At 51.3% G+C, this 12,454-nt stretch carries 13 protein-coding genes; 12 read left to right on the top strand and 1 reads right to left on the bottom strand.

All coding sequences use genetic code 11. The features are described 5' to 3' along the window. Positions 1-142: 142 nt before the first annotated feature. Complete coding sequence (gene clpB / locus ABD852_RS11880; RefSeq protein WP_345028953.1) at positions 143-2,755, bottom strand: ATP-dependent chaperone ClpB; 2,613 nt, start codon at positions 2,753-2,755, stop codon at positions 143-145. A gap of 187 nt (positions 2,756-2,942) precedes the next feature. Here clpB and ABD852_RS11875 point away from each other — a divergent pair, with 187 nt between their 5' ends. From ABD852_RS11875 to ABD852_RS11820, 12 genes are all read left to right on the top strand, one after another. Beyond that, positions 2,943-3,674, top strand: a complete 732-nt coding sequence (locus ABD852_RS11875; RefSeq protein ID WP_345028948.1) for an esterase family protein — start codon at positions 2,943-2,945, stop codon at positions 3,672-3,674. Between the two features lie 180 nt (positions 3,675-3,854). Then, complete coding sequence (locus ABD852_RS11870; RefSeq protein WP_345028944.1) at positions 3,855-6,314, top strand: bifunctional UDP-N-acetylmuramoyl-tripeptide:D-alanyl-D-alanine ligase/alanine racemase; 2,460 nt, start codon at positions 3,855-3,857, stop codon at positions 6,312-6,314. A gap of 159 nt (positions 6,315-6,473) precedes the next feature. Further along, positions 6,474-6,626 carry a hypothetical protein gene (locus ABD852_RS11865; protein ID WP_345028943.1) on the top strand — a complete coding sequence of 51 codons (153 nt, stop codon included), beginning with the start codon at positions 6,474-6,476 and terminating at the stop codon, positions 6,624-6,626. A 337-nt stretch (positions 6,627-6,963) separates the two neighbouring features. After that, on the top strand, positions 6,964-7,098 hold the full coding sequence (locus ABD852_RS11860; protein WP_345028942.1) for a hypothetical protein: 135 nt from the start codon (positions 6,964-6,966) through the stop codon (positions 7,096-7,098). A gap of 68 nt (positions 7,099-7,166) precedes the next feature. Further along, on the top strand, positions 7,167-7,577 hold the full coding sequence (locus tag ABD852_RS11855; RefSeq protein WP_345028940.1) for a DUF2147 domain-containing protein: 411 nt from the start codon (positions 7,167-7,169) through the stop codon (positions 7,575-7,577). A gap of 37 nt (positions 7,578-7,614) precedes the next feature. Then, positions 7,615-8,430, top strand: a complete 816-nt coding sequence (locus tag ABD852_RS11850; RefSeq protein WP_345028939.1) for an SDR family oxidoreductase — start codon at positions 7,615-7,617, stop codon at positions 8,428-8,430. Between the two features lie 42 nt (positions 8,431-8,472). Beyond that, positions 8,473-9,195 carry an acyl-CoA-binding protein gene (locus tag ABD852_RS11845; protein WP_345028937.1) on the top strand — a complete coding sequence of 241 codons (723 nt, stop codon included), beginning with the start codon at positions 8,473-8,475 and terminating at the stop codon, positions 9,193-9,195. A gap of 13 nt (positions 9,196-9,208) precedes the next feature. Further along, positions 9,209-9,721, top strand: coding sequence for a DUF4442 domain-containing protein (locus tag ABD852_RS11840; protein ID WP_345028934.1), 513 nt, complete (start codon positions 9,209-9,211; stop codon positions 9,719-9,721). A gap of 89 nt (positions 9,722-9,810) precedes the next feature. After that, complete coding sequence (locus ABD852_RS11835) at positions 9,811-10,218, top strand: nuclear transport factor 2 family protein (RefSeq protein WP_345028931.1); 408 nt, start codon at positions 9,811-9,813, stop codon at positions 10,216-10,218. Beyond that, positions 10,218-10,811 carry a GNAT family N-acetyltransferase gene (locus ABD852_RS11830; RefSeq protein WP_345028927.1) on the top strand — a complete coding sequence of 198 codons (594 nt, stop codon included), beginning with the start codon at positions 10,218-10,220 and terminating at the stop codon, positions 10,809-10,811. Before ABD852_RS11835 ends, ABD852_RS11830 begins: the two co-directional genes overlap by 1 nt. Positions 10,812-10,855: 44 nt before the next feature. Beyond that, positions 10,856-11,758: a carbon-nitrogen hydrolase family protein gene (locus ABD852_RS11825; protein WP_345028922.1), complete on the top strand. Its 903-nt coding sequence runs from the start codon at positions 10,856-10,858 to the stop codon at positions 11,756-11,758. Positions 11,759-11,883: 125 nt separating this feature from the next. Beyond that, positions 11,884-12,342 carry a hypothetical protein gene (locus tag ABD852_RS11820; RefSeq protein WP_345028919.1) on the top strand — a complete coding sequence of 153 codons (459 nt, stop codon included), beginning with the start codon at positions 11,884-11,886 and terminating at the stop codon, positions 12,340-12,342. Positions 12,343-12,454: the final 112 nt, after the last annotated feature.

Here is a 12,454-nt window from a genome sequence, read left to right as displayed (position 1 = left end):
CTGGAGGAGATCCACAAAAAGTCTTTAAAACATAAAAAAAGGTCGGAATTTCTTCCGACCACGACTGCCAACCTGCCCCCTTTTTTTGTCACACTATTAGCCTTCTAAAAAAGTGCTGTTCAACAGCAAACGAATCAGACCTTTACAATTCAATATTGCCGGACGACACGTTCTCGAAATGTATATTGCCCTCGCCGTCGAGCGTCATCATTATGACGGAATCTTTGGAGACTTCGTCTGACAGGATTCCTTTTGACAGTTCATTAAGCACCCGGCGCTGAATTACGCGTTTAAGCGGTCTTGCACCGAAGGCCGGGTCAAATCCCTCGTCTCCGAGTTTATCCAGCACCTCATCGGATGCTTCCAGGGTAATCCCCTGCTCGCCCAGCAGCTTCTGGATGGACCTGAACTGGATGTCAACAATCTGCCGGATGTGGTCTTTCGACAACGGTTCGAACAAGACAATTTCATCAATACGGTTCAGAAACTCCGGCCTTACCGACGCTTTCAGCAGTTCCAGTACCGCTTCTTTGGTTTCTTCCAGGATCAGGGCATGGTTCCAGCCTTCGTCCTCCGCAAACTTCTCCTGGATAATATGACTGCCAATATTGGAGGTCATGATAATGATTGTATTCTTGAAGTTGGCTACTCTGCCTTTATTGTCCGTCAGCCGCCCTTCGTCAAGTACCTGCAGCATGGTGTTCCACACATCAGGGTGGGCCTTTTCAATTTCATCAAGCAGTACTACACTGTAGGGCTTCCTGCGGACAGCCTCAGTAAGCTGTCCTCCTTCTTCGTAACCTACGTAACCGGGAGGCGGGCCGACCAGGCGGCTTACCGAGTGGCGCTCCTGATATTCACTCATGTCGATCCTGACCATGGCGTTTTCGTCATTGAAAAGAAAAGAGGCGAGTGTTTTGGCGAGTTCTGTTTTTCCGACACCGGTCGGCCCCAGGAAAAGGAAACTGCCGATCGGACGTTTCGGGTCCTGCAACCCCGCACGGCTTCTGCGCACAGCGTCTGCAACGGCCCGTATAGCCTCCAATTGTCCTGCCACTCTTTTGCCTAGAACGTCTTCCAGCTGAAGCAGTTTTTCCCGCTCGCTCTGGAGCATTTTGCTGACCGGCACGCCGGTCCATTTGGCAACGACCTCGGCAATATCTTCAGCCGTAACTTCTTCCTTCAAAAGGCTGCGCTCACCTTCTGCCTGCTGCAGCTCTTCCAGCTTCTTCTGCATTTCGGGGATACGCCCGTACCTGATCTCCGCCACCTTACCGAAATCACCGCTTCTCTCGGCGTTTTCAGCCTCGAATTTGGACTGATCGATCTGCTCTTTTATAGTTCGGATTTCATTCACAACGCCTTTTTCCATTTCCCAATTCCCCTTTAGCGCGTTGCGTTTTTCCCCCAGATCGGCCAGCTCCTTGTTAAGAATCGTTTCCTTGTCCTTATTATTTTCGCGACGTATCGCTTCCCGCTCAATTTCAAGCTGCATGATCCTGCGGTTCAGTTCATCGAGCTCTTCGGGTACACTGTCCATTTCAAGTCGAAGCTTCGAAGCTGACTCGTCGATGAGATCAATTGCTTTGTCGGGCAGAAAGCGATCGGTGATGTAGCGGCTGGAAAGCTCCACTGCCGCAATCACGGCATCGTCCTGGATCCGCACACCATGGTGCAGCTCGTATTTGTCTTTAATACCACGAAGGATACTGATTGCGTCCTGCACGGAGGGTTCATCGACCATTACGGCCTGGAAGCGCCGCTCCAGCGCTTTGTCTTTTTCAATATATTTCTGGTATTCCTTGGTAGTAGTTGCGCCAATGGCATGCAACTCGCCCCGGGCCAGCGCCGGCTTCAGAAGGTTGGCAGCATCCATAGCACTCTCACCGCCGCCGCCCGCCCCGATCAGGGTATGGATTTCGTCGATAAACAGGATAATTTCTCCGTCCGAGTCGGTCACTTCTTTGATAACCGCTTTCAAACGCTCCTCGAATTCGCCCTTGTACTTGGCGCCGGCAATAAGCAAGCCCATGTCGAGCGAAACAATGATCTTGGTTTTCAGGTTTTCGGGAACGTCGCCCTGAATGATCCGCTGTGCCAGGCCCTCCACAATTGCGGTCTTACCGACGCCGGGTTCTCCCAGCAGGATCGGGTTATTCTTGGTCCTCCTGCTAAGAATCTGCAGGACACGGCGAATTTCTTCGTCACGCCCGATAACGGGATCTATCTTGCCGGCCTTGGCCAGCTCGTTCAAATTCTTGCTGTAACGCTCCAGAGAGCGGTATTTGGCTTCTGCATTTTGATCTTTCACCGGATTATTTTTTCCTCTTAGTTCTTTAATAGCTTCTTTCAATGCTTTTTCATTCGCTCCCATTTCCTGCAGGAGCCGTGCAACCGGGTCTTTTCCGGCCAGGATCCCCAGCAAAACCAGCTCGACGCTCACAAACTCGTCACCGAAATCTTTCAGCGCCGACTGTGCACGCGAAAACGCCGCGGATAAATCGTTGCTTACGTACACCTGTTGGGTGCCATGCACCTGCGGATAACCGTCGACAATGGAATCAAGCCTGGTCTTGAGCGCCTTGCTGCTTACATTCAGCTTATCCAGCAAAAACTGCGAGGTGTTGAGGTCTCCTTCCAGGATAGCCCTCAGCACATGCCCCGTCTCTATGGCCTGCTGATTTTTTCCCTGAGCAATTTGCGCGGCTTCCTGTATGATTTCCTGCGCTTTTACAGTATATTGGTTAAAATTCATGGCGATGTTTTTGAAAAGTTTAGTTGATACAAGCGACCACTAAAAACTACATACCGATTTTAGAAAAACTGAATATTTGTCACAAAAAACCCTCCAAATAATGAATATAATGACATTTTGTCTCAAAAATAAGGGTAACTGGTTTTTCCTGAAGCTTTGAATCCGGATCCACACAACGCATTATTTTATGAACCGAGAAGAAACCTCCTGGCACAGCCCATCGCTTAACCGGCAAATGGAAATCGTGACTTATGGTCATGATGGTTTTGCCTTGCTTATGATCCCGACCGCTGCCTCCGGTTACCTGGAATACGAGCAGAACGGACTAATCAGGGCGATCGCAGATACCATCAACGCCGGCAAAGTCAAAGTGTTTTGTGTCAACAGCATCAATGGCGAAAGCTGGCTGAATCCATACATGTCCGGGCACGAAAAAGGCATCCGGCATCACTATTTCAACGAATATATCCTGAAAGAAGTTTTACCCTTTATCAGGAATAATATTTCTCCTAAAAACCGGATTATTACCGGTGGCGCCTCGTTCGGCGCGCTTCATGCGGCCAATCTTTTTTTTAAACACCCTGACGTGATCAGCGGCGTGATCGGGATGAGCGGCTGCTACGACCTTACCGTGTATACGGATGGCTACTTTGACGACAATGTATATTTCAATTCCCCGGTACATTACCTGAAAAATCTCAATGTAGAGTGGCATCTTTCCCTGTACCGGCAAAGCAACCATATTCACCTGGTAACAGGGTCCGGTGCATACGAACGGCCGGAATATTCAGTGGATCTTTCGGAGATCCTTCGAAGCAAGCATGTACACCATGAGCTCGATATCTGGGGAAACGATATTCCCCACGAATGGTGGTCCTGGCACAGGATGTTGGCCTACTATCTTGAGAGCCGGTTTTAATCGGTTTTAAGAGGTACTTTAAAACCCGGCTTCCCACGGGAAACTCGGTTCGGACACTGATATAGTTGGGCTTTATTCCTAATTTTACCCGGGCGTTTTTTCAATATTAAAAGGTTGGGACCCGGGGAGCAGCGCGCCGTTTTTCCTGCCCCCTCAAGTCTTAAACCTCATGGTTGTTTCATGATTACCGACAAGGTTCCTTACTTTCCCCAAAAGCGTCTGTTAACCGACAGCCGCCTGATCAGCACTCCTGAAAATACTGTTTTTTTCGCCATCAGGGGCGAGCGGCACGACGGACACCGTTTTCTCCGCGAACTGTACGACAAAGGCGTGCGCGATTTTGTAGTTCAGTCTTCAGCGCTGACTCCGGCGTTGAGGAAAGAATGGGAAAGCTGGGCCGGCGCACGATTCTACGAGGTAAAAAACCCCGTAGAAGCCCTTCAGAAACTAGCTGCCGAGCATAGAAGTCATTTCACCCTGCCGGTTCTGGGCATCACCGGAAGCAACGGAAAAACCATTGTAAAAGAATGGCTGGTCCAGCTTCTTGTAGGCGCAAAGAATGTAGTGGCCAGTCCGAAAAGCTACAATTCGCAAATCGGCGTCCCCCTTTCGGTATGGAACCTCCGGCAGGAGCACAATTTTGCAGTATTTGAGGCCGGTGTTTCCCTTCCGCTCGAAATGCCGGCGCTCCAGCGGATAATTGAGCCCGAAATCGGCATCTTTACCAATATCGGCAGCGCACACGATGAGGGTTTTAAAACCCGGCTACAGAAAATATCGGAAAAACTGAAGCTCTTCACTAAAGTAAAACAGCTTATCTTCAGAAGCGATTACCGCGAGGTTTCATCCGAAATAGATCTGCTGCTCAAGCCCGTCAATCCGGCTCTGGAGGTCATTTCCTGGGCAACTGAAACGGAAGCCTCCATCCAGGTTACCTTCATTTCCGGCGACGCTACCTCTGAAATCAGGTTTTCAGGGCGCTATGGCCATCACCATTTCGTGGTACCATTTACCGACGACGCGTCGCTTGAAAATATCACGCATTGCCTGGTCTGCCTGCTGCTTTTAAAAATCGACCCCGCCTATATCCAAACCCACCTGGAGAAGTTAAGGCCGGTATCCATGCGCCTGGAGCTGAAAGAGGGCATTTTCAATACATACCTGATAGACGATACCTATAACTGCGATCTCCAGGGACTTTCCATGGCACTCAATTTTCTGAACCGGCAGACCCAGCGGCCTCACAAGACCGTCATTCTTTCGGACGTACTGCAATCGGGGCTCAAGCCTGACGATTTGTTTGCCACTATCGGCCAGCTCCTTCAGAACCTCCCCATTGACACTTTTATAGGAATAGGCCCGGAAATCAGCAAGCACCGCGACGCCATTCCGGTCGGCCGGACCTACTTCTACCGGGACACCGAGGAATTCCTGGACCGTCATATAATCGGAGACCTCACCAACAGCACCATCCTGATCAAAGGCGCCCGTGCTTTTTCTTTTGAACGGATTGTCAACCGGCTCCAGCAGAAAACGCACAATACCGTCCTGGAAATCAACCTGGACGCCATCACCCACAACCTTCATTTTTATAAGCGGCAAATCGGCAATACCACCAAAATCATGGTGATGGTGAAAGCCTTTGCCTACGGCTCCGGAAGCTCGGAAATCGCGTCAGTCCTGCAATTCAACCGCGTCGATTACCTGGGCGTCGCCTACCCCGACGAGGGCATTGCCCTACGCCAGAGCGGTATTACGCTGCCTGTCATGGTCATGAACGCGATGCCCAATACCTACGAGGTATTACGCCACTACAACCTGGAGCCGGAAATTTTCAGCAGGAAATCCATGCAGGAATGGATCAACTTTGTCGAAAAACTCCCGGCAGGCAGCTCTATTCCCCAGATACACCTTAAACTCGACACCGGCATGCACCGGCTGGGCTTCGTTGAAGAAGACCTGGAATGGCTGAAACAAGTGATTACAGACCATCCGGAAATCAGGATCGCAAGCATATTTTCTCACCTGGTCGGCGCGGACGAAGGCGTTCATAACCCGTTTTCTCACCTTCAGTACGAACGGTTCAGAAAAGGTACCGATTTCCTGGAACAGGCAACCGGCTATGTGGTGCTGAAGCACCTGCTGAATTCGGCGGGCATTATTCGCTTTCCCGAATACAAGATGGATATGGTAAGGCTGGGCATTGGCCTCTACGGCGTTGAAGCAACCGGGCAGAAACAGGAGAAACTGCAAACTGTGGGTACTTTGCGGGCCACTATCTCCCAGATAAAATCAGTTGCGGCGGGTGAAACAGTGGGCTACAGCAGGAAGGGTGTCCTGGACGCACCGGCCGTTATTGCGACCCTCTCAATCGGCTATGCAGACGGCTATGACCGCCGATTCGGCAACGGAAACGGCTGGGTATGGGTCAACGGCACCAAATGTCCGACAATAGGCAATATATGCATGGACATGACGATGGTAGACATTACACAGGCAAAAGCACGGGAGGGGGACCAGGTCGTGGTTATGGGCGAAGAGCTCCCGGCCTGGCAACTGGCCGAAGCCATCGGGACCATCCCCTATGAACTTTTTACAGGCATCGGCGAGCGTGTTAAACGCGTCTTTCACAAGGAATAACCCGGACGCTAACGAATTCCGTTCAGGAAGAGCGAGGTCAAAAAAAGAGGCCGGAGATGAAATTTTCTATCTTGCATAAAAAATGGCACCATTGTCATTTTAAGAAAAAAGGTTTTTGCGAAAACACCTTGTAGCGGAGATGACAAATAAATGTTGTCAATGGTAGCGGAGCGCAGCGGAGTCGAAGGATCTCCTGTTGCTATAAAAAAGCCCTCTGAAAGGGATTGGGTACGGGGAGCGGGAGATCCCTCCACTGCGGTCGGGATGACCGTCCGGTTGGTGCGGCGCCAAACCTGTTGTTGTCAATGGTAGCGCATCTGCCGAATGGTCATCCTGAGCGGAGCGCAGCGGAGTCGAAGGATCTCCTGTTGCTATAAAAAAGTCCTCTGAAAGGGATTGGGTACGGGGAGAGGGAGATCCCTCCACTACGGTCGGGATGACCATCCGGGTGGAGCGGCGCCAAACCTGTTGTTGTCAATGGTAGCGCATCTGCCGGAGGGTCATCCTGAGCGGAGCGCAGCGGAGTCGAAGGATCTCCTGTTGCTATAAAAAAGCCCTCTGAAAGGGATTGGGTACGGGGACCGGGAGATCCCTCCACTGCGGTCGGGATGACCCGGAGGTTGGAGCGGCTTCAAACCTGTTATTGTCAATGGTAGCGCATCTGCCGGATGGTCATCCTGAGCGGAGCGCAGCGGAGTCGAAGGATCTCCTGTTGCAAGAAAAAAGCCCTCTGAAAGGGATTGGGTACGGGGACCGGGAGATCCCTCCACTGCGGTCGGGATGACCCGGAGGTTGGAGCGGCGCCAAACCTGTTGTTGTCAATGGTAGCAAGATAGAAATAACCATCCGTATATGACATTTTTCAGAACGCTGATTTTACTTTGTGCGCCGCTGGGTCTTTTTGCGCAGTTCGACATCACACGGGGAACCTGGTACAACGAAAACAGGACAGGTCGGTTGCAATTCTTCATAAAGGAAGCAAAACTCTACGCTAAAATCGTTTGGGTAGAAGACAATGCCCGAAAAGATGAACGGAATCCTGATCCGAAGCTGAGGCAAAGGCCGCTTATCGGCCTTGTCAACCTGACCGGTTTTACGCCGGCCGACGCCAGAAACTGGAGCGGAGGAAAAATTTACGACCCGGAATCCGGGAAAACCTATTCCTCCAAAATAAAGGTGTTAAGCGACAGGGAACTCGAGGTAAGGGGGTATATAGGATCGCCTGTCCTGGGCAAAAGCACCAGGTTCACGAAAGCCGATTAAATAGTGAACCGACACAAAAAACCAAAACTTCAGCAACATGTTTAAAAACAAAACATTCATCATAACAGGCGCCAGCCGGGGGATAGGCAAAGCAATAGCCCTCACGCTGGCCCGTGAAGGCGCCAATATCGTAATTGCCTCGAAATCGACCAAAGAAGACCCGAGACTGGGCGGCACGATCTTCACAGCGGCGGAAGAAATCGAGCAGGCAGGCGGAAACGCCCTTCCCGTTGCCTGTGATATCCGTTTTGAGGAACAGATCGAAAATGTGGTAAATGCCGCCATCAACCGGTTCGGCACTATCGACGGACTGATTAACAATGCTTCTGCCATTTCGCTGACAACCACCGAGCAGACCGATACCAAGCGATTCGATCTGATGCACAGCATTAACGTAAGAGGGACATTTCTAATTACCAAACACTGTATCCCGCACCTGAAAGCCTCGGCCAATCCTCATATTCTCACGTTGTCGCCGCCGCTCAATATCACCCCTGAATGGCTTGCCATATCGGTACCCTACAGCATCTCCAAGTTCAATATGAGCATGATGACCCTGGGGTGGGCACAGGAGCTAAAAAAAGACAGGATAGCTGCCAACGCACTCTGGCCGGTCACAACTATTGCTACCGCGGCTGTAAAAAACCTGCTGGGCGGCGAACAAATGGTTGCGCAGAGCCGCACCCCCCAAATCCTGGCCGACGCGTCCCGTTATATTCTTTCACAACCTTCCGATCAGTGCACCGGAAACTTGTTCCTGGATGAAACAGTGATGAAAAAAGCCGGTATAACCGACCTTTCCACTTATGCTGTTACGCCCGGCGCGCCGCTTCAAAAAGATCTTTTCCTGTAATCACCAATAAGTTATCACCCGCCCCCTGCTTACCGAATCAATATGGAAAATGTATTTTTTGAAGGCCCGGTTTTGTGGTCCCAGATTGACGCCAATATGCACCTGCGCCATTCTGCCTATGCTGATTTTGCCGCCCAGGCGAGGCTCGGCCTGCTCGAACACGCCGGTTTCTCCATGCAAGTAATTTCTCCGTTGAAACTAGGACCTATTCTCTTCCGGGAAGAGCTTATTTACCTCCGGGAGATCGTGGTCAACGACCAGGTCAGGGTGACCGCCGAAATGACCAGGTGCCGTCCGGATGGGAGCAGATGGTCTTTCCGCCAGGAAATATACCGGCAAGACGGCGTTAAGGCGGCTATAATAAACGTAGACGGGGCATGGATAGACCTCGAAAAAAGAAAACTGGGCAGCCTGCCGGAAAACCTCGCAAAGGCATTTCTCAGCAGGATACCCAAGAGCACAGACTTTGTTTTTGACGAACCCAAAAAAACCGATTCCAGTATGAACCTCGAAGACAAATTTCAGCAGGCGCAGGCCGACAGCAAAACATTGAGCGAAAGACCCGACAACGACACGCTGCTTTCTCTTTATGCCCTATTCAAGCAGGGCAGCACCGGCGACGCTCCGGAGGAAGGCCCGTCTAACCCGTTTGATATTGTGGGGAAAGCCAAACACGAGGCCTGGAAAAAACTGAAAGGAATGCCTTCCAGGGAAGCCCGGGAAAAATACATCGCACTCGTTGAGAAGCTGAAAAGCGAAGCGTAAAACCGGTTCTGCCATGAACAAGCTCCAGCATCAGCTTTTAAAAGCCCGGAGTTCCGCCTGGAACCTATGGCTTCTGAACTTCGGGTTATGGCGTATGGTTCCATTCAACCGGCCGCACCGGCTGAGGATCATTGCTGTCGACGCCGAAACCATCACCATCCAGGCTAAAAATATCAGGCCGAACCGAAACCACATCGGAGGTATCCATGCCTGCCTGCTGGCTACCGCATGCGAATATGTTTCGGGGCTGAGCCTGCTGGCACGGCTCGACCCGAAACAGTACCGGATCATTCTGAAAAGCATCGGGATGACTTACCATTACCAGGCCAAAACCGATATTTCAGTCCGGTTTACGGTGACTGATGAATGGTTCGAAAAAGAAGTCATCCAGCCGCTACGTTCATCAGGCAAAATTTTCAAAGAGGTAAGTGTCGATGCATTTGATACGGAGGGGAACCACATCTGCACCGGTAAAATCAACTGGCAAATCAAATCCTGGGAACAGGTAAAGACCAAACCCGGCTAATGCCGTTACGCCTGCGTGCCGGCGGCCCGTCGTAGCCCCTTCCGATTCTTTTTGCTAAGTTTGAAGTTTGTTTCAACCGTATTACTATCATGGAGTCGTCATCACTCGAGCTGGCAAAGGAATATTACCGGCATTTCAACAACCGCAACTGGCAGGGAATGCTCAATTTACTGGACACGCACATTCGCCATGAGCCCAACCAGGGCGACGAGCCCCGCCTCGGCATTGAAAAATTTACTGAATTTCTGAAACACATGGATGAGAGTTACGAGGAAACGCTCACCGACATGGTTTTTTTCAGCGAGCCCGGCAACGAAAGAGTTGCAGTAGAGTTTACAGTAAATGGCGTCTATAAAAAAGGAGAAGAAGGATTCCCGGAGGCAAAAGGCCAGAAATACGTATTGCCTGCCGCAGCGTTCCTGGCTTTTAAAAACGGGAAAATCGTCCGGGTAACCACTTACTACAACCTCACACAGTGGATCAAGCTGGTTTCCTGATGAAGGATCTTACGTACGAAACCCGTACAGGCGGCGGTATCAGGTCACTTTTTGACGACCTGGCCCGGCTACGGATCGAAGTATTTCGCGACTATCCCTACTTGTACGAAGGATCAGTAGCTTACGAGCGCGATTATCTTGAAACCTATGCGCGTGCCGACCGGGCATTGCTTTTTGCGGTGTACGACCATGAAAAAATGGTGGGCGCCACCACAGCCATACCCCTCGCTGACGAAACGCCGGAAGTTCAACACCCTTTTCTCGCAGCAGGGATTAACCCGGAAGATGTTTTCTATTTCGGCGAGAGTATCCTGCTGAAACCTTACCGCGGACTGGGCCTGGGGCACCGTTTTTTCGATGTCAGAGAAAAACATGCCGGTGGTTTCGGGACTTATAAAACCAGTGCTTTCTGCGCGGTTAACCGCCCGGGCGACCATCCGGCCCAGCCCCGGGATTATCGCTCCAATGATGACTTCTGGAACAAACGAGGCTATACCATCCAGCCGGATCTGGTCAGCTTTTTCGAATGGAAAGACCTGGGCGAATCTGCGGCAACCCAAAAAAAGATGACCTTCTGGACCCGCCCCCTATAGTCAAACCGAAGCTGTATCTACCCATTCTTTAAAATCAAAAGTGAATGATCAGAGTCGCTGCCGCGCAATACCCTATATCACGACCATCAGGTTTTCCGGACTGGAAACAGCATACGCAAAAATGGGTAGCCGATGCTTCCGGACACGGCGCTGACCTGCTGCTGTTCCCGGAATATGGCGCTATGGAGCTGGTTGGTATTTTGGACGAGGCCACCCGAAACGACCTCCGGGCACAGGTATTAGCAATGAATGCTCTGAAGGATGAATTCTGTGAAACCTTTGCGCGGCTCAGCGCCCAATATGGAGTAATCATTGTCGCTCCCAGCCTGCCTGTAATTCATAACGACAAGGCCGTCAACCGGGTGTATGTATTTTCCCCCGGCGGCGCAACCGGCTACCAGGACAAGCACTTCATGACCCGTTTTGAGGATGAAGAATGGAAGGTATCCGGCGGAGAAAACATACTCTCGGTTTTTGAAACCTCTTGGGGATGCTTCGGCATTCAAATCTGCTACGACGTGGAATTCCCTTTGGCTTCGGCGCTGCTGGCAGGCGCGGGAGCCGGGCTGATACTGGCGCCCAGCTGCACCGAAACCATAAGAGGTGCTACCCGCGTACACGTAGGCGCCCGGGCGCGGGCACTCGAAAACCAGCTGTATACGGCAGTGGCGCAAACGACCGGTAACGCAGACTGGTCACCGGCAGTAGACGTCAACTACGGCTATGCGGCCATTTACAGTACACCCGACAGGGGCCTTCCGGAAGAGGGAATCCTGGCCTCGGGCACGCCACAAGCAACCGGCTGGATATACGGTGACCTTGATATGAAGTTACTGGCGGCCGTACGGCAAGACGGGCAGGTATTTAATTTCAGGGACAGCCAACGAGTCATGGAGAAATTGAAGGAACGCGGCCCCGAGATCAGGAAAATCCTATTGGACAGCTGATTAAAGGGAACCAAACCTTGCAAGACAATCCAATAATTATGTAACGCTTCTGTTCATAGAAGCCTCTAATTTTGTAACTTTCCAAAGAAAGGATCAACCGACATTTAACAGAGGAATAAGCCTTTATGTTTAAAAAAATCATACTCCGGTATTTCACACTGTTCATGGCACTTGTTGTGCTGGCGAGCAGCACGGGCGTTGGCCTCGTGGAAAACCAGTGCATGATGCGGGGCAAAACTGTTTCCCTGGTTTTTAAGGATAAAAAGAAAGGCTGTAAACTTTGCAGTGCGCCGCGGCATGCCCGGAAAACGGATGCCCGGCAGGACATACCTGTTCTGAAAAAATCGCATTGTTGCGTTGAAAAGCACCAGCTGAAGATGGTCGAGTACCAGGTCCCGGCCGGGAAACACCTCGACAATACGCTGAAGAGCGTTCCGGCAAACGGTCCGCCATTCTTCACGTTTGCCGCCTTTTTGCACCCCGGACTGTCCGGGCGTGAAGAAAGCCCTTCCCCACCCCACTCATTTTCCTCTCTCTTTTTCGGAAGAGCCACGCTTTCATTTATCCAATCGTTCCTGATCTGAGATCGTTTTCGGTTCCGGCCTGGTCCGGAATCAATCCTGACGCCGCCCTGGCAGGCAACAACGTATAACCGTTGGCCGGATTTGTTTTACCGCTCACTGCGCAATTTCAGGC

The organism is Ravibacter arvi, assembly GCF_039540405.1.
Taxonomy (GTDB): domain Bacteria; phylum Bacteroidota; class Bacteroidia; order Cytophagales; family Spirosomataceae; genus Ravibacter; species Ravibacter arvi.
This window is presented reverse-complemented; position numbering and strand designations above follow the sequence as displayed.